Annotated in this window: 27 protein-coding genes, 1 tRNA gene and 2 pseudogenes; 7 read left to right on the forward strand and 23 right to left on the reverse strand. The window is 45.6% G+C overall.

Going from position 1 to position 14369, the window contains the following annotated elements; all coding sequences use genetic code 11:
- Positions 1–110 precede the first annotated feature (110 nt).
- From Xhom_RS12860 to Xhom_RS12900, 10 genes and pseudogenes are all read right to left on the reverse strand, one after another.
- A complete protein-coding gene (locus Xhom_RS12860; RefSeq protein WP_071933826.1) occupies positions 111–296 on the reverse strand; it encodes a hypothetical protein in 186 nt (61 codons plus the stop codon).
- An 11-nt stretch (positions 297–307) separates the two neighbouring features.
- On the reverse strand, positions 308–637 hold the full coding sequence (locus tag Xhom_RS12865; RefSeq protein WP_069315329.1) for a hypothetical protein: 330 nt from the start codon (positions 635–637) through the stop codon (positions 308–310).
- On the reverse strand, positions 634–1047 hold the full coding sequence (locus tag Xhom_RS12870; RefSeq protein WP_069315328.1) for a hypothetical protein: 414 nt from the start codon (positions 1045–1047) through the stop codon (positions 634–636). The genes Xhom_RS12865 and Xhom_RS12870 overlap by 4 nt, the downstream gene beginning before the upstream one ends.
- Positions 1044–1454, reverse strand: a complete 411-nt coding sequence (locus Xhom_RS12875; RefSeq protein ID WP_069315327.1) for a zinc-finger-containing protein — start codon at positions 1452–1454, stop codon at positions 1044–1046. The genes Xhom_RS12870 and Xhom_RS12875 overlap by 4 nt, the downstream gene beginning before the upstream one ends.
- Positions 1455–1689: 235 nt before the next feature.
- A complete protein-coding gene (locus Xhom_RS39885) occupies positions 1690–1824 on the reverse strand; it encodes a hypothetical protein (RefSeq protein WP_257784754.1) in 135 nt (44 codons plus the stop codon).
- A complete protein-coding gene (locus Xhom_RS12880) occupies positions 1824–2015 on the reverse strand; it encodes a hypothetical protein (RefSeq protein WP_069315326.1) in 192 nt (63 codons plus the stop codon). Before Xhom_RS12880 ends, Xhom_RS39885 begins: the two co-directional genes overlap by 1 nt.
- Before the next feature lie 1092 nt (positions 2016–3107).
- A pseudogene (locus tag Xhom_RS12885) lies at positions 3108–3470 on the reverse strand (hypothetical protein); the annotation flags it as partial.
- Between the two features lie 2 nt (positions 3471–3472).
- Entirely contained in the window at positions 3473–3934 is a 462-nt protein-coding gene (locus tag Xhom_RS12890; protein ID WP_099139762.1) for a phage terminase small subunit P27 family, read from the reverse strand.
- Positions 3935–4186: 252 nt separating this feature from the next.
- Positions 4187–4537, reverse strand: coding sequence for an HNH endonuclease (locus Xhom_RS12895; RefSeq protein WP_069315323.1), 351 nt, complete (start codon positions 4535–4537; stop codon positions 4187–4189).
- A gap of 60 nt (positions 4538–4597) precedes the next feature.
- Positions 4598–4810, reverse strand: coding sequence for a hypothetical protein (locus Xhom_RS12900; RefSeq protein ID WP_069315322.1), 213 nt, complete (start codon positions 4808–4810; stop codon positions 4598–4600).
- 327 nt (positions 4811–5137) lie between these two features.
- On the opposite strand from Xhom_RS12900, the gene Xhom_RS39890 reads away from it, so the two are divergent.
- Entirely contained in the window at positions 5138–5263 is a 126-nt protein-coding gene (locus Xhom_RS39890) for a hypothetical protein (protein ID WP_257784753.1), read from the forward strand.
- Positions 5264–5554: a hypothetical protein gene (locus tag Xhom_RS27125; RefSeq protein WP_145957452.1), complete on the forward strand. Its 291-nt coding sequence runs from the start codon at positions 5264–5266 to the stop codon at positions 5552–5554. It abuts the gene before it with no gap.
- A 102-nt stretch (positions 5555–5656) separates the two neighbouring features.
- On the opposite strand, the gene lysC is transcribed toward Xhom_RS27125, so the two are convergent.
- The 9 genes from lysC to Xhom_RS12945 form a co-directional block, all read right to left on the reverse strand.
- Complete coding sequence (lysC, locus tag Xhom_RS12905; protein WP_244590787.1) at positions 5657–5842, reverse strand: Rz1-like lysis system protein LysC; 186 nt, start codon at positions 5840–5842, stop codon at positions 5657–5659.
- Positions 5805–6185 carry a hypothetical protein gene (locus Xhom_RS12910; protein ID WP_069315320.1) on the reverse strand — a complete coding sequence of 127 codons (381 nt, stop codon included), beginning with the start codon at positions 6183–6185 and terminating at the stop codon, positions 5805–5807. The genes lysC and Xhom_RS12910 overlap by 38 nt, the downstream gene beginning before the upstream one ends.
- 5 nt (positions 6186–6190) lie before the next feature.
- Entirely contained in the window at positions 6191–6769 is a 579-nt protein-coding gene (locus tag Xhom_RS12915) for a phage antirepressor N-terminal domain-containing protein (protein ID WP_069315319.1), read from the reverse strand.
- A 167-nt stretch (positions 6770–6936) separates the two neighbouring features.
- Positions 6937–7338, reverse strand: coding sequence for a structural protein (locus Xhom_RS12920; protein WP_069315318.1), 402 nt, complete (start codon positions 7336–7338; stop codon positions 6937–6939).
- On the reverse strand, positions 7338–7658 hold the full coding sequence (locus Xhom_RS12925) for a phage holin, lambda family (RefSeq protein ID WP_232326231.1): 321 nt from the start codon (positions 7656–7658) through the stop codon (positions 7338–7340). Before Xhom_RS12925 ends, Xhom_RS12920 begins: the two co-directional genes overlap by 1 nt.
- Before the next feature lie 176 nt (positions 7659–7834).
- A complete protein-coding gene (locus Xhom_RS12930; protein ID WP_071933824.1) occupies positions 7835–8038 on the reverse strand; it encodes a hypothetical protein in 204 nt (67 codons plus the stop codon).
- Positions 8039–8176: 138 nt separating this feature from the next.
- Positions 8177–8249: transfer RNA gene (locus tag Xhom_RS12935), tRNA-Phe, on the reverse strand.
- 60 nt (positions 8250–8309) lie between these two features.
- Positions 8310–8525, reverse strand: a complete 216-nt coding sequence (locus Xhom_RS12940) for a hypothetical protein (protein ID WP_069315317.1) — start codon at positions 8523–8525, stop codon at positions 8310–8312.
- Positions 8526–8600: 75 nt separating this feature from the next.
- Positions 8601–8831, reverse strand: a complete 231-nt coding sequence (locus Xhom_RS12945; RefSeq protein WP_069315316.1) for a hypothetical protein — start codon at positions 8829–8831, stop codon at positions 8601–8603.
- A gap of 158 nt (positions 8832–8989) precedes the next feature.
- Here Xhom_RS12945 and Xhom_RS12950 point away from each other — a divergent pair, with 158 nt between their 5' ends.
- On the forward strand, positions 8990–9184 hold the full coding sequence (locus Xhom_RS12950; protein ID WP_069315315.1) for a hypothetical protein: 195 nt from the start codon (positions 8990–8992) through the stop codon (positions 9182–9184).
- Between the two features lie 267 nt (positions 9185–9451).
- Here Xhom_RS12950 and Xhom_RS12955 read toward each other — a convergent pair whose 3' ends face one another.
- The 4 genes and pseudogenes from Xhom_RS12955 to Xhom_RS12965 form a co-directional block, all read right to left on the reverse strand.
- Positions 9452–9892 carry a GNAT family N-acetyltransferase gene (locus tag Xhom_RS12955; protein ID WP_069315314.1) on the reverse strand — a complete coding sequence of 147 codons (441 nt, stop codon included), beginning with the start codon at positions 9890–9892 and terminating at the stop codon, positions 9452–9454.
- A gap of 184 nt (positions 9893–10076) precedes the next feature.
- Positions 10077–10475, reverse strand: coding sequence for an antiterminator Q family protein (locus tag Xhom_RS12960; protein WP_069315313.1), 399 nt, complete (start codon positions 10473–10475; stop codon positions 10077–10079).
- On the reverse strand, positions 10468–10620 hold the full coding sequence (locus Xhom_RS30215) for a hypothetical protein (protein ID WP_157104588.1): 153 nt from the start codon (positions 10618–10620) through the stop codon (positions 10468–10470). Before Xhom_RS30215 ends, Xhom_RS12960 begins: the two co-directional genes overlap by 8 nt.
- Before the next feature lie 178 nt (positions 10621–10798).
- Positions 10799–12367: pseudogene (locus Xhom_RS12965) on the reverse strand (DUF927 domain-containing protein); the annotation flags it as partial.
- Between the two features lie 376 nt (positions 12368–12743).
- On the opposite strand from Xhom_RS12965, the gene Xhom_RS12970 reads away from it, so the two are divergent.
- From Xhom_RS12970 to Xhom_RS12985, 4 genes are read left to right on the forward strand one after another with little or no spacing between them, the layout of a single operon-like run.
- Positions 12744–13190, forward strand: a complete 447-nt coding sequence (locus Xhom_RS12970; protein WP_169928433.1) for a phage head morphogenesis protein — start codon at positions 12744–12746, stop codon at positions 13188–13190.
- 2 nt (positions 13191–13192) lie between these two features.
- Positions 13193–13522 carry a DUF2213 domain-containing protein gene (locus tag Xhom_RS12975; protein WP_069315311.1) on the forward strand — a complete coding sequence of 110 codons (330 nt, stop codon included), beginning with the start codon at positions 13193–13195 and terminating at the stop codon, positions 13520–13522.
- A 3-nt stretch (positions 13523–13525) separates the two neighbouring features.
- A complete protein-coding gene (locus tag Xhom_RS12980; RefSeq protein WP_069315310.1) occupies positions 13526–14023 on the forward strand; it encodes an HK97-gp10 family putative phage morphogenesis protein in 498 nt (165 codons plus the stop codon).
- 12 nt (positions 14024–14035) lie between these two features.
- A complete protein-coding gene (locus Xhom_RS12985) occupies positions 14036–14230 on the forward strand; it encodes a hypothetical protein (protein ID WP_069315309.1) in 195 nt (64 codons plus the stop codon).
- The last annotated feature ends 139 nt before the right edge of the window (positions 14231–14369 follow it).

Genomic DNA, 14369 nt, shown 5'->3' on the forward strand with positions numbered 1-14369 from the left:
GATTTGTGACAATAACGGCAATAGACGTCAGCTTTGGCCATGCTTTACCCTTAAAAGGCGGGAAGCATATCACAACAACTAACTATTTAATACATGACCCTTTTGGGGTGTTATTTCCTCCGAAGTCGCTCATAATCCTCCCCGCACTCCTGACTACAGAATGCCCCGTGTGTTGCTGGCTCCGTCTCACACCATCGGCACATCCCGTTGATACTGGTTAGTACTGGTTGCCGGTTCTGGAGCGCATGAGATAGATTCAGTTCATTTAAATCATTCGCTGCATCGATAATATCCATGATGAGCCTCGCTATTTACTATGGGGTGGTTGGTAATATAGAACAGCTAGACAATGAGTTTTATTTGATTGCGGAAACTCTGTGTAAATTTCCCCGGTCACCATATTTTTCCACGCCACAGGCTCCATATTTTCATATTTGGCTAATTCATTCCGAAGGCTGTCTATTTCATTACAGATTTTTGCTATATTTTCTGCATTAATTAAATAATGACCAAAAAATATATTTGGGTATTTTCCTATTAATTCACGTTCATTTGATAATGCCAACATAATTTTTTGCGCCAATTCAATCACATCATTGTTCATTTCTTCTTCTCTGCATAAATCTGAATTAGTCATTCCCATTTCTCCGTAATTATAGTTTCTGGTAGTGATATGAAATATTTATCCCAAAATACATCGCAACTTTCACCTGACTCATAACATATAATTCTATAGTTAATTTCTGGTTTTATTTTCAATGCTCCATTGCAGATAGATTCGTATATTTCATGATGAACTAATTCATACGTATCACTATTAATAACTGTGCCATTTAGTGGCCTGATATAGACTGAAAACTCACCATCTTTTGGTTCACAATCTGATTCTGCCCAAACGGTAGCCTCTATAATTTGTTTATAACCTGCAATTTCTGGCATTTTTATTTCAGAAATAGGAGTTCCATTCCATGTAATGCCAGCCTGTTCTTTCAGGGCTTCAATTTCTTTTTTACTCGCTTCATATAGTGATTTGTAATCTGTCATCATTTAAATCCCCTGCATATATTCGCTGCTTTCTCACACATCTCGGCATTAAACCAGCCGAAATGACATTTACTGGCACTGACGCCCAGCCGCCATGCTAACCATCGGTAGGCGTCCGTGCGTTCAAAATTCCCTCTCTTCCGCATTTCCTCAAATTCCTGTTTACCATTCCGTCTCGCCTCCCGTGTCGGTTTATCTGCCAGATAGCCCAGCGGAATATTCGTTTCCGGGTGCATCCCGACACGGGCATCGCATGACCAGCAGACATAGAGCCACGGCCAGCGACTGCGAACCTCCCCAAACACCTCCGTGTGATGGGCGATGGTCACGTGGTTACGACAGCATTGGCATTGGGTGGGGATGGGGAGCGGGTCATTGACCCGTTGTACTGCTTTGGGATTGGGTGTAATGAATGATGATTAATTCATTGATAATAAATTAATAAATAAATTCCATATTAAAAGATATACAAATTTATATACAATCTGCATTAGACCAAGAAGCTTCACCAATCTTGTTTATGTTGTTGATATACTACAATCTGTTATCTGATATCCCTACAGGGATAAGAAGAGGTCAATACGCTAAATGTACTGAGCTAATGACTGACGACGAATTTCGTCGAAAGTGAGTAGGTTGGTACGTTTAACGTTCCGACCTTAGAGGGTTGCGACGCCATTCGTCGGAACCTATTAAGCGATAGAATTGACAGCCAACTGATAGCCCTGCCAGTGAAGCCTTTCCCGTCACCGTGATCACCTGACCTTTCTGTAACAGCATCACCGATAGCGCCATCTCATCAAAGCAATGGCACCCAGCGGGTAATCACTGCGCTTATCGCTCTGCACCCGCATAGTAGCGACTGCCATGACTTTACCTGTCTGGCACTTTATACGCTTGGGGGCAACGGTAATCTTGCCTGTGACCGTGACGACTATCGAGGGTGCATTCTTCTTCTGTCTTCTTGCCATGTTCCACCGCCTATAGATGAACTGGTTTTTCAACCATGATAAAAATCAGTAAGTTAAATCACTGCGAACGTAATACGTATTCAGTCACTCAGTTACATTCAGCAAAAGGTGTTGAGGAAATCTCAATACCCACCTTAAAGACAACCCAAATTTGGATTTTAATGATTTTAAAGGGCTTTTACTGGGCTGCTTAAACTCAAGCCTTCTTGTGTCATTTAAAACTTATTGATACTTCATTCATCCTCAATTTGAGGATAAGTGGCAACCATAGGGATTTCCTCTATAGTTGATTAACTCGTTGATTTATCCGAAGCCGTCACTTTGACCCAACCATTGCGGAAATCCCAATGGTTACTTTATGTGCTGGACAAACGTTATAAATTCATTGTGTTTCAACGTATTGCTTGGACATAACGGTCTGGACAAAATAACTTAACCCTTTGTTTCTAGATCACTCTTTTGTGCGCACCTCTTAATGAGTTGTGCAAAGTTTGTGAGTCAGTATTACTGCCGCGCAAATTTTGTGAGTAAATATCATTTACGCTCACCGTCATTTGCGACTGACCAACTGTCAGTCACACCCAAAGTCCGATTATCGAATATTGGGTTTTGCATCGACGTTTTTCGTCAGCACAAATATTCATCATTTGCATACCGATATTTTCGGTACGCAAACTGAACCTCTTAAAGAGGGGCAATTCTTACTCCATGCAACGAGGTAACCAACCGACAATAATTCCTGTGGTTAAAATACAAGCAGACCCCAAATTCGGGGTCTGATTAAATATCAATGGGTTAGATAATATTTTAGTCATAAAATCACCAGACTGATTTTATCGAGGGGGTCAAACTGACTCGAAATAATCGGGGCAGTGCTTGCCTCGAACACTGTTGATGGCATTTTGCGCTCTCCGATTTTGAGGTGCTCAAAGTATAAGCAGACGCCAAATCTGGCGTTTGATTGAATATCAATGGGTTATCACCTAAGTCCGAATTAGGGCTTTGCTCTGCCGTCAGATTAGTCGTTAGTCACTAAGTTACATTAAGTAACCCTGTAAATATGAAAGCAAAAGGTATGGTGAAAATCCCTATATACGCGGTACGGAAACGGCGTACCATCACCGGGCGCCCACTGCCGTCATTACGCAGCACCACCTCACCGGTGGCCTCATTCACCAGCGGACAGACAAAGCCGAACAGGTTAATCAGAATGAAGATATGCCAGTCCATCAGTTCAATGGGCTTGCCGGTCAGTGCCCCTTTGACATGCGGGACAAACTTGTAGAAGTTCAGGATATGCTGGACACGGGGTTCACTGAACACAATCCCGCGAGCCTCCCCCGTTTTCAGGTCAGTCAGGAAGCGCTGGCAGGCCAGTTTCACCAATTCCCCGGCGACAATCTCACCCGCCACAACCCGCTCGGCGTAGCGAATGCCGTCAGCCACTTTAGCCATGCTTAATCCCTCATCTGTAAAAATTCCGCCAGCGGATCGGCCTTGTCTTCTCCGGCGATATTGACTTTCGTGCGACTGGAGGGGGACATGCCGAACGCACTGAGCATGGCGTGAAGGCGTTTCCATGCATCGGCTTTCATCCCAGCGGCGGGGGGCGCTTTAATGAGGCCCTGATCGGTGCGGTAGGTATAGCCGTCTTTCTCTAAGGTGTCGCAATGGGTCCGGTATTCGACGTAGGCCTCAATCAGCAACTCAAGGGCTTTCGCATCCAGACTGGTTAACACGCCGATTTTGTCCAGTTCCCCGGCGATCCGTTCATGCCAATAGCGGCCCATTTTCCCGAAATGCTTCGGGATCGGGGGCACCCCTTTTTCCGGCATCGGTTCGTTGGCGTTTATCGGGCGTTTTGATGGGTTACCCCTCACCAAACGCAGGTGAGTCGGGGTTGGCGGTCGTCCTGCCATGTGATTTCTCCTGTAAAACGGTGCAGTTGGGGCACCCCAAAAAAAGGTTTACATTTCGCGGCGATCTGAACAGAGGTAAGGCGGCGGTCCTGTGGGGCGAGAGAGGTAGCGATTTCACCCGCCCCGCCCTATACGTGACCATGACAACAGCAATGATTTCAGGTAAAAATTACGTCATCAGACCATTGTTTAACTGTCATGGTTACATCAGATATATTTACTCACTGGCATTAATTATCAGTCGTTGAGTGACTATCGCAGTCGCTCCGTTGCGGTCTTCGCCCGATGGCAAGACCAGCATAAGCATTCCAAATTGGATAACGCATCCGTGCCCCCGTGGGCTTTGGGTTTGATATGGTCAACCGTTGTTCCTGTCACGGCCCGACCCTGACGCAGGCATTGCTGACACAAGTGCTTGTCTCTGGCCTTGATGGTGGCCCTTAATCTGTCCCATTGGCTGCCGTAGCCGCGTTCATGTCGGCTCTTGCCTTGTTGGTGAGACTGCCAGCCGGTGTGCAGGTGGTCAGGACAGTAGCCGCTTCGGTCGGTGGTGGTCTTGGGGCAACCCTGCTTGCGGCAGGCGCGGGGGATACGGGGTGGCATGTGCTGCCCTCCATAAAGCAAAAAACCACCCAGAGGTGGTGATTTATTTAATATTCAAATTCATACAATTCCGAGCCAAGAAAGAAACTTATAAAGGCCATAAGATGACAGAACTAAGCCTACCCCTGAAAGACCAATAAAAAACCCACCGTTGTGTAGCCCTTTTTGTAGATGTATCCAGCAGGTAGCAATAAAAGCAACCAGACAGATCAACACAAGCAGTGACAAAAACAGTAGCAATAAACCGATCACTGGCAGTAACAGCATTCCCATAACCAAAATTCCTTTTGTTGATTAGTCTTATTGAAGTTTCAGTCTACTTTATACTTAGGTTACTGTCAGCGCCCTAAATATGGGCGATATCCGATAATCGGACTTTGCTCTCTACTGCATAGCTATCACCACTCTGCGAATCATGATGGCAATGCAGGCCGTCTTTCCGGCTGTCACATCACTTCTTCTGCCTACAGCGGATATTGCTGATAATGATCCGTCCTACACGGTGGCATGGGTTATTTTTGATTCTGTCTGTACGCTCGATGTTAAGGGAACAGGTCTCAGCTAATACCGACCGACGGCGATAACCCGACGCAAATAAAAATGCCACCAGTCCGTGTGCGTTGGGTACGCGGTAGGAACGAAGTGGCAGCATGCGTTATCCGTATTCCTTTAACCACTCAGGGAACGGGCAAAGAAATATTGACTTTAGTTTCAGGCGTTAACTAATTGTTAAGCATTATTCGTTTATTGTTGGATGGGGATAAGCCTAATGGTCTTATCAAGCTTTTGATAATAGCGTTACAAGTGGAGAGTAAAATGAAAAAATTCATTCTTCTTTGCCTGTTGGCGGGTTCGGCTATTTTAGCTCCAGTGCTAACTTATGCTGATTCTCCCAGCGCACCATCAAGTGGCCCTGTATGCGTTCTAACATCTACAGGGGAACATTGCGTAATGCCCTTTTTTCCTTTGCCAAAACCCATAATTCCAATTCCCCCTTATATTCCACCGGCAAATTAGCCAAATTGAACATACTATAAAACCGAGTAGGACGGTTCATTCCTGCCGTCCTCTCATGACCCATTGACACTGCCCTAACTCACTCCTGCCACCCCAGTATCATTAGCTCTGAGGTGGCTGCTTGTTTTCTTCTATTTCCCGTATCGCCTGCTTATCCAGATTGCACTGCTCAATGACCATTAATAATTGCTCATTCAGAATGAGACTGTCACTCCATGACATTGTGTCCGGTATCACCGGAGGCAAACAGTCAGCGAGCAGAGGTGCCGGAATGGGTACCGGTGGCACCGGAACGTATTCGGTTCGTGTGTTGCTGCAACCGGTTAACAGCCCCATCAGGCACAAGGCGATTGGCACAATCATGATTGACCACCGCATCTTTGATGGCCGTTTTAGTTTGCTCAGAATCCACGGCTGACCGATGCCGGTTTTCGCTATTAATGCGTGAGATGTCATTGATGATCCTGATGGACTGAAAGGCATTGTCAGTGATGGCCTGCTGATTCTTATACTTCGTATCCAGTTCCGTGTAGGCTTTGTCTTTTTCTTGATACTCACTGTAATAGAACCAGAACAAGCCAGAGACAATCACCAAAGCACTGAGGGTGAAGTACTGGCTGTTGAATTTCATATTACTCACCTTGATTCGGTGCGTGTTATTTTACCCTTACCTGTTTCAGCCAGAACAAGATCCAGAACTAAGTCAGCGGCCTGTCCGACCAATCCTCTTATCTTGCTTTCATGCTCAAGCTTGACCTTCTTCCATTCGTTGAGGCCAGTACCAAACACACTGGCGATCTGCTTGTCTCTTTTTAATTCAGCACAGGCCTGATTCAGTTCTTCCATCACGCTACGCTTGCGGGGATTGACCACAACACCCTTTGTCCAGTATTCGTAGAGGACATCGTCGCATTTGTCCTGATAACGGATCACCTTGCCCCTAATTTCAGGCTTAACCTTGTTAGGGCTGATCGTGGCTAACCAGCCAGCCAACTTACGAAGGGCGAGGCAAGTCATTTCCCTCTTTTTACCGTCTGCGGCAACTATAACGATTTCCGTTATAGTTGATTTGAACCTTTGTTTTATCTTCTCTAACTGTGATTGCCAAGCTAGCCCCATACCTTCAACAATCGGTCTCATCGGCACATACGGTTCATTGTTGTATTCCACAACATAAAGTTCATCATCATAAAAGGGAACTGTGATTGTATACATATTGCGTATTCCTATAGAAATAAGAGCCTGCTGACGTAGAAATATCGCCTCATGAAAGGTCGCCACCTAGCGATATCTCTCAGGCTCTATTTCTATAAGTCATGATTGGATTTTGCGTACGTCAGTACGCAGATAAAAAGAAGCCCCGCGAATGCGAGGCTCAGGATTCAGAGTAAATTGAAGGCCTTTTCAAGCACACCATCTGGGTAAGGTTGCTGGCCGTTCTCGTGCCGGATAATGGACTTAGCCAGCGCAATCAGTGTGGGTTTATTCATGTCGAGAACTTGATGCGGATCCACACTCAGCGCCTTAGCTACCCCATTAATGTAAGCCGTAGTGTTATTTTCTATTGAAGGTGCCCAGCGATTGATAATCTTAGATACGCTGTTGTGCCCGCCCTTATGATAATTACACAACAGCTTCATCAGTGCCCGAATACCATACTCGGGTGATTCAAACCGGCAGAACGGTTTTTCAATGTTCGGGTCATGCTTCAACTGACCTTGCCATTGATTAGCTGAGTTATGATCAATGTTGCCCGGATTGTTGTTACGAATGCCTCTGGTCATTATTTATCTCCCAACCGTTTATTGATGGCGCGAATGGCAATCTCCCGTATCTTCTCAACGCCAATAAAACCGATAACGCCACCGATAGCGGGTGCAAAGCTACTGGGAATACCAAACATCTCTAAGCCGCTGGACGCACTCCATGACAAGGCACCACAGAGCAGCACCTCAATCCATCGGTTCTTACGGTCTACGCCGTCATAAATCAGGCGACCGTAACAAATGGCGATTGCCAAAGCAGAGCCGGATATCTGCGGCCACGAGTTTTTTAGGCCGTTTAATAGTTCGGCCCAGAAATCAGGATTCTCTTTCATCTTCATATTCCACCCCATCAGAACAATGGGCGTCCGTGGGGTGAAATAGGTTCGCCCCTGTGAGTTAAGTTAATAGGAGGTCGATATCGGAATTCCGATATCGAATGAATATCAATTAGTTAGGATTGCAGATATGAAAAAGGCCGCCTCAGCGACCTTTAATTATGTCCATATTACTGATATCAGGATGTGTGACATTCCGATGAGCACCAGCGACAGCCGTCGGCACTGTAGCCCCGTCGTTTTGCCTCTTTCACAGCAGACTGACAGCTAGTAAAGTCACCGAGGGTCACTCGATTTTCATCTAGTGGCATACGATTACATCCTTCACGGTGCACTTCATGATCACCCTGCTTATCAGTTTTAGTATAAACGTAATATTTCATGCATTTTCTCCCATTGTTGTGTACATCAGGAGATATTAAGATTAATAAACAAACGCCTTTTGGTCAAAAATCGCACCATTAAAATATTAATAAAATTATTTATTCAATTATCAAAGTGGCGTGTTCATCATCATTGGGTGGAACCTCTCGGAATCGAACCGAGTCCTGATGCTCTTCAGGCATCCGCGCGAACCCTCTACGCCAAAGTTCCAGATATGAGAAAGGCCGCATTTGCGACCCTGACGTTAATCCATCCAGAAATAAGTAATGATTAGGGATCAATGCCCCATACGAAGTCATCACTACCCGTTCTATGCGATCCGTAATGGACTTCATAAACTGAGCCGAAATTAACTGCTTCTATTTCGGCTTTCTCTTTAGTGGCATACACGCCAGCTAAATGCCAAGGAGAATAGCGTACAACTCCCCATCCAAGCACAAAACCAGCGTTATCCGGATCTGGCTTTAACCCTTCTTCTACAAACATTTCTATCTCCTTCGATTGGGTACCCAGAGAATAGATTATTAATTGGTTAACTAAAGTTCAATAAAACGCAATTGATTATGCGATGCGGGCAGTAATTTTAAGTGATGGGAGATCGTTGCGGTTATGCTCAATTCTTACAGGCTCATTAAAACCATCGATATCATAAACCTTGCTATATCTCTCTGAAACTTTTCCTTTCAACGTGTCTTCAATCAGTAAGTTATCACGCTGCCATACCTTAAAAGTTACAGAACCAGCAGTGTTATTCTCATTTAGACCTAAAAGGGTGACTGTTAACTTTTTCATTTCTGGTTTCCTGACTTTATGATGACAAAACAAAAAGGCCACGCCATGCGCAGCCTTGAATTTTAACTAGTCGGTCAGACCGACAGGTTGAGTTGTTCGGAATGACCGAACATGTGATACTCATGCTAGATTTTAACATTTAATATAAAAGGATTTTTATGCAACCGAACGACAAAAACCCACTCAAACAAAAGTCATTTAAATTCATTCTTGCCGGTGTGATATTACTTTTTATGGCGGGTATTAGATTTATTCAATATGATGATTTTTTACTGGGTACTGTCGAAAGCTTATTGGCTATTGGGCTTGTTCTCTTTGGGCTTAAATTGAAAAAAGGCGAAAATAAAAAGTAGACTACTAGATTCCCTCGAATTCGGGGGAATTAAAATCCATCGAACTCATCACACCATTCGAATTCGTCTTTCATGAGGGTGATCTCTTTTTCGCTGAAAATCAGATTAACACATTGATTTATCTAGCATGTAGGGGTGTTCTCTAACCCTGATCGAAGTGCTGCTCACATCACCTGAAATAACACTTAACTAATTGATTTAACCGTGATATGAGGTGCTGCCCGACCATGATCGTTATCCGGCATTTCCGGTGAGTGGAACTTGTGACTATACCCTTATAACCGCCAACATTTCTTTAATTTCTTCATCTATACCAACTTCAATGAAGCCGAAACTGGCATAAAAATTTTTCGCAACAAGATTATTTGGGTTATAACAGATTTCTATTTCTTCCAATTGCTCTGTGCGTCTTATTTCCTCGATGGCCAGCATTAACGCCTTACGCCCAATACCTTTATTTTGATGGCTCTTATCCACCATAAAACGCCAAATAGTTGTTTTTTGTCCGGTATCAGAGGGTACCCACATAAAAAAACCAACAGGCGTACCATCCAAATAAATCGCGCGAGTTTCATATGATGGAAAAAACTTGGATTGAGCAAGAGAAAACACATTTTCCGCAATATATTCTCGCTGTTCATCAGTTACCAATAGATCGCAGACAGCTTCATAATTGTCCTTATTTATATCAACTAGCGTAATTAACATACCACACTCCAAATGGCTACATATCAATAACACTAGGATACTACACATGCAATTCCAACCAAAGGGAATGGCAACTCTAATCTGTTTTTCTGGCAATAAAAAACCCCGCCGAGGCGAGGCTTGTTAAATCGATAAGCTGTGTGACATTGCTATCACTCTTATCACAATATACCGACTTTTGTAATTACGCAACCTGATTGATGATTTCTTTTTGTACGCATTTATCCAGCTCCAAAGTCACCCCGGATACGGCCAGAACACCTTCAATAAATCCCTCGGCTGCCTGTAACCGTTTTGATACTTCGTTATGGGAAATGCCTAACTTGGTGCCCATTGCCCGCAGTGTAGACGCCTTAATATAGTGCATAACAATCAGTTGGAAATAATAAGGGTTATATTTCCTCAATCGCAGAACGGCAGCATCAATCGCAATGCCGTCATCATCACAACATTGAACGCAGGTCTTTCGGGTACTGGGAACCAGACCTTTAAACCCTGCGGCAATGGGTGCCCAGTCAACGTCACTATTTCCCTCACTGGCCCATGCACCCCAGCGTTCCAATACCATTTGAATATCACGCATTCACACATTCCCCCACCAGATTGAGGATAATCCTGTCGGTCAGGTCATGATCATGGAACCGCTCTTCAGACAGGGGGCGAAGTTCCAATAGTATCCCCGTAAAGCCATTGATTTTCTGACGGTATAATTTACGTAATTTTCTCATAATGCCTCCAATGGCCTGCCAAAAAGAAAATTTTTACCCGTTTGATGTTGTCTCAAAACCCCTGTTTGTTGTCTCATGTTGTCTCAATTTAAAAACAAAAATAATTATAATTCATACAGTTAATAAAAATGAGACAACAGAGACAACAGGTTTTAGCCCTCACATGAGAAGACCAGGCTTCTTCGTCTGATTCAGGCACTAACACCATGATGTAAGCCCGTTGCTGAATACCCCCCAGATGCTTAAGACGGGGTGTCTTGCCCTGATAGCTCCTTCCACTGGCTGGCTTTTTGAGTATGTCGCTTTTCACTAACGTGTCTGCGAACATATCCACGTTAAAACCCTTGGCGATCTCCTGCTTAAAAGTGGCGGGTAAGGTATAGAAAATCATCGGATCATTATCATGGAGACCTTTCTTTTCCCGATATCCGGCTAAATCCCGAATCGGTAAGTCCCGCTCATCATAGGGCAGAGGGGCATAGCGGCTCATGCCATGGGCGTTAAGAAAGGAAACGGCCTGCTCGACAATCTGTTCAAATTCTTTATTGCCTGTCCCAAACTCCGCCATCCAGACATTAAAGATATATTGCAGCACATCGCGGCAATCCTGCGCTTTCCAGCCCGTAATGACCCGCCCCAACATTAAAGCCGCCTCCAGCACCGCAAAGCGATCACTGACCCTGTCATAGCTTTCCGGTATCAGCTTGCTCCACCGGGATTGCGCCTCAAGATAAGCCTGTCTGGCTTCCTCATGGTGTGACGATAGATAACCGATCCATTCCCGTCCTGCCGCACCATGATGTTCACGACAGCCGCGCTTTAAAGCATCCGCATGCGCCTTACCATTTTCTGCCCCGTGCAAGGTCTTGGCCCTTTCCATCGGGATATTCAGCAACCGGACTAATTGCCCGGCATTAATTTTGATCCCAGCCTCCATCAAGAACGTAGGAATATCTTTCTCGCCGGTACTGATCGCCACGGTTCGCCAGCTCGCTAACGGGTGGTTGCCGCCTTCTTTTGCCCCCTGTATTTTCCCCTTACCGTTAAACAGGGTATAAGCTGAGGTGTGGACATGTTTAGGATTCGCGCCCTGTCCCACCTCATCGAGTGACAACAATCCGTCATTGTGTGCCAGGGCTTTGTTGGCTATCCCCAGCGCAGTGCCATACCACGTCAGCCGTTGCTCATCCGGTTTTCCGTATAAACTGGTTGCAATATCAGCCGTCGTGGTTTTCCCGGCAGTCGATTGCGCGTAAAGATGGACGCCAAAGCCATCCGCCCCCACAATTCCTATCATCGGGGCCGCTAACGCCGTCGCAATGCCCAGCATCATGAAGGGGTTATTATTCGCCAGCCGTGCGACCTGTTCACGCCAGCTTTCCGTTGTCCCTGAAACGGTGTAAGCATTCGCCGCAGCACTACCCCCGTTAAACAAAACAGGCTGCTGAGGTACACCAATCACTGAACCGTCCGGCATGATATAGGCCCCTTTATGCCAGCCTGATTTTGCCGTCATACTCCAGATTTCTTTTGTGTGGCTTCGTATCAGCCAGTCAGCCAGGATCGCCCCGAGATTACTTTTTGTGGTCACCTGCACGCCCCCCGCCTTGAGTATTCGCCAGCCTTCGCGTTCTCCAATGTCGGCCGACGCCACCCCTTTAATGACCGGGTCTTTACTGCCCTTCGCTTTCCAGCGGACTATCAGGTATTGCTCATCATTTTCATCAATGCCCGTGCCAATGACGTCACCTGAACGGTTTCCCCGTTCTTATGGGTGTAATAGCCATGAGGTGCAGGGTTACGCATGGTTCACCTCCTGACGAGAAACGAATATCAGAGAGGACATGCCAGCCAGTAAACGGGCTTCACCTTCACTGTCCGCCAGCACAGTGATAAGGCGCACCGGGTGAATAGTAAACGAGTGTCTCTATCATTTTAATAGTCATAATACTCCTCCCGCCACTGAGGTAGCGTTAGTTAATGGGGTAGGGTTAGAATAAATTGAGCTGACATTCACACAGCGCATTTTGCATCGCGGCGCGAATATATTGTTTCTGTGACGGCATACGGGCGGCTAATTCATCCCGTCCAGCATCACCGTTAACATGCGGGTCACGCCAGAAGTGCAGAACGTTTTAGACAGTCTGTACGAGCAGCAGGTCAGTCTGATTAAGTCCATTCCTGAGCAATATCTGACACAGGTTCAAACGCTGGTGCAACAAAGTGTCGTGAATGGGCGGGATGTCGGTTTCCTGAAAGAAGCATTAAAGAAACTCTACGGTGTGACAGAAAGCCGCGCTAAAACCATTGCCCGTGACCAGAACGCCAAAGCCACTAATGCCATTGCGCGGGAGCGTTGTAAATCCTCCGGTATCACAGAGGGAATTTGGATTCATCGCGCTGGTGGCAGCAAATCCTACCGTGATTCGCACATCAAGATGAACGGTCAGCGCTTCAATCTGAGTGAGGGATGTTATGACCCTCATGTGCAGCGACATATCCATGCCGGTGAATTAATCAATTGTAAATGTGACTTCCGGCCTGTCATTCCTCAAATTGGAAGTGGTTAACCATGTCTAAAGAAAAAAACTCGGTCGTGTTTGACGAGGGAAGCCGACGACGTATTGATGCCAATGGCTACCTGCATGTCTCACAGACGCATCTGACCAAAGAACAGGTGGTGCCCTATATCGGGCGGGAAATTCCCGGTTGGGAAAATTTGGAGTTAGAACCTGACCGGCTTTATTACGGTTCAGTGAGTGTCTCGTTTGCTGTTCCAGATGTTGCCAATGCCTCATGGTTTAAAACGACACCATGTGGACAAATGTACTGGCAAGCCACCCGTAAATATGTGGTCGGTGGACGTTATTCAGCGGTGAAACACTACCATCCGTGGGGGTGAGTTATGGCAACCAATGACAAGCTGAAAGCGGCGTTATCCCGTATCAGAGGCAATCTGAATGTACAGATGAATATTGGTATTCTCTCTGGTTCGACGAACGAAGATACCGGGGAGCCGATTGCACCGTATGCCGCAGCTAATGAATTTGGCACCAGAAACATTCCTCCCCGTCCATTTATGCGTTCAACGATAGCGAATAAGTCAGGTGAGTGGGGGCAAGCTATCGGTGCGCTTCTGCAAGGTAATGCACAAGACAGTGATCGGGTCGAATCTGCTTTCAATATCTTGGGGATGACTATAGTGCAGGATATCAAAGATACGATTGAGCAAGGCGTTTCGCCACCTAATCATCCGACGACTGTAGCGGCTAAAGCACATAAGGGGCGGGCTGAACCCAATAAGACCTTGATTGATACTGGCAGTATGCAGAGGGCGATTGCTCACGAAATTATCAAGGGGGGGGGAATAAAAGAAAACCCGACACCGAATTCAAATAAATGAACTGAGGTTATTATGAAATTTGAAGAGTTAACAGATGCATCACAACAAGCAGCACGGGAAGTATTAGCTGATATGCTGAGGGTAAAATATCAGCATGATTTATGTCTGCATGTAGAAGAGATTAACAATCTAGGCCACAAAGTAAGAAAAGCGTTTGTGGCTTTAGAAAGTGAGGAACCTAAAGTTGAATATGGTTCATCTAGTTAATCCGATCGAGCCGCCATGCTAGACCATTAGATTCAGTAACTAGTACTACAGCCGTAATCCATATTGTGCCATGATGGGGCTCTTCTTCCTTAAATAAAAGGCGGTGTCACATGCCATCCCCTGCCAAAATCTGGGAACA

It is taken from the genome of Xenorhabdus hominickii (assembly GCF_002632725.1).
In the GTDB taxonomy this organism is placed as follows: Bacteria; Pseudomonadota; Gammaproteobacteria; order Enterobacterales; family Enterobacteriaceae; genus Xenorhabdus; species Xenorhabdus hominickii.

Bases quoted from the DNA above. Each gene is read 5' to 3' on its own strand.
- Xhom_RS12860 (WP_071933826.1), bottom strand. From the start codon at position 296: ATGGATATTATCGATGCAGCGAATGATTTAAATGAACTGAATCTATCT.
- Xhom_RS12865 (WP_069315329.1), bottom strand. From the start codon at position 637: ATGACTAATTCAGATTTATGCAGAGAAGAAGAAATGAACAATGATGTG.
- Xhom_RS12870 (WP_069315328.1), bottom strand. From the start codon at position 1,047: ATGATGACAGATTACAAATCACTATATGAAGCGAGTAAAAAAGAAATT.
- Xhom_RS39885 (WP_257784754.1), bottom strand. From the start codon at position 1,824: ATGCTGTTACAGAAAGGTCAGGTGATCACGGTGACGGGAAAGGCTTCA.
- Xhom_RS12880 (WP_069315326.1), bottom strand. From the start codon at position 2,015: ATGGCAAGAAGACAGAAGAAGAATGCACCCTCGATAGTCGTCACGGTC.
- Xhom_RS12890 (WP_099139762.1), bottom strand. From the start codon at position 3,934: ATGGCAGGACGACCGCCAACCCCGACTCACCTGCGTTTGGTGAGGGGT.
- Xhom_RS12895 (WP_069315323.1), bottom strand. From the start codon at position 4,537: ATGCCACCCCGTATCCCCCGCGCCTGCCGCAAGCAGGGTTGCCCCAAG.
- Xhom_RS12900 (WP_069315322.1), bottom strand. From the start codon at position 4,810: ATGGGAATGCTGTTACTGCCAGTGATCGGTTTATTGCTACTGTTTTTG.
- Xhom_RS39890 (WP_257784753.1), top strand. From the start codon at position 5,138: ATGCCACCAGTCCGTGTGCGTTGGGTACGCGGTAGGAACGAAGTGGCA.
- Xhom_RS12910 (WP_069315320.1), bottom strand. From the start codon at position 6,185: ATGAAATTCAACAGCCAGTACTTCACCCTCAGTGCTTTGGTGATTGTC.
- Xhom_RS12915 (WP_069315319.1), bottom strand. From the start codon at position 6,769: ATGTATACAATCACAGTTCCCTTTTATGATGATGAACTTTATGTTGTG.
- Xhom_RS12920 (WP_069315318.1), bottom strand. From the start codon at position 7,338: ATGACCAGAGGCATTCGTAACAACAATCCGGGCAACATTGATCATAAC.
- Xhom_RS12925 (WP_232326231.1), bottom strand. From the start codon at position 7,658: ATGAAGATGAAAGAGAATCCTGATTTCTGGGCCGAACTATTAAACGGC.
- Xhom_RS12930 (WP_071933824.1), bottom strand. From the start codon at position 8,038: ATGAAATATTACGTTTATACTAAAACTGATAAGCAGGGTGATCATGAA.
- Xhom_RS12940 (WP_069315317.1), bottom strand. From the start codon at position 8,525: ATGTTTGTAGAAGAAGGGTTAAAGCCAGATCCGGATAACGCTGGTTTT.
- Xhom_RS12945 (WP_069315316.1), bottom strand. From the start codon at position 8,831: ATGAAAAAGTTAACAGTCACCCTTTTAGGTCTAAATGAGAATAACACT.
- Xhom_RS12950 (WP_069315315.1), top strand. From the start codon at position 8,990: ATGCAACCGAACGACAAAAACCCACTCAAACAAAAGTCATTTAAATTC.
- Xhom_RS12955 (WP_069315314.1), bottom strand. From the start codon at position 9,892: ATGTTAATTACGCTAGTTGATATAAATAAGGACAATTATGAAGCTGTC.
- Xhom_RS12960 (WP_069315313.1), bottom strand. From the start codon at position 10,475: ATGCGTGATATTCAAATGGTATTGGAACGCTGGGGTGCATGGGCCAGT.
- Xhom_RS30215 (WP_157104588.1), bottom strand. From the start codon at position 10,620: ATGAGAAAATTACGTAAATTATACCGTCAGAAAATCAATGGCTTTACG.
- Xhom_RS12975 (WP_069315311.1), top strand. From the start codon at position 13,193: ATGTCTAAAGAAAAAAACTCGGTCGTGTTTGACGAGGGAAGCCGACGA.
- Xhom_RS12980 (WP_069315310.1), top strand. From the start codon at position 13,526: ATGGCAACCAATGACAAGCTGAAAGCGGCGTTATCCCGTATCAGAGGC.
- Xhom_RS12985 (WP_069315309.1), top strand. From the start codon at position 14,036: ATGAAATTTGAAGAGTTAACAGATGCATCACAACAAGCAGCACGGGAA.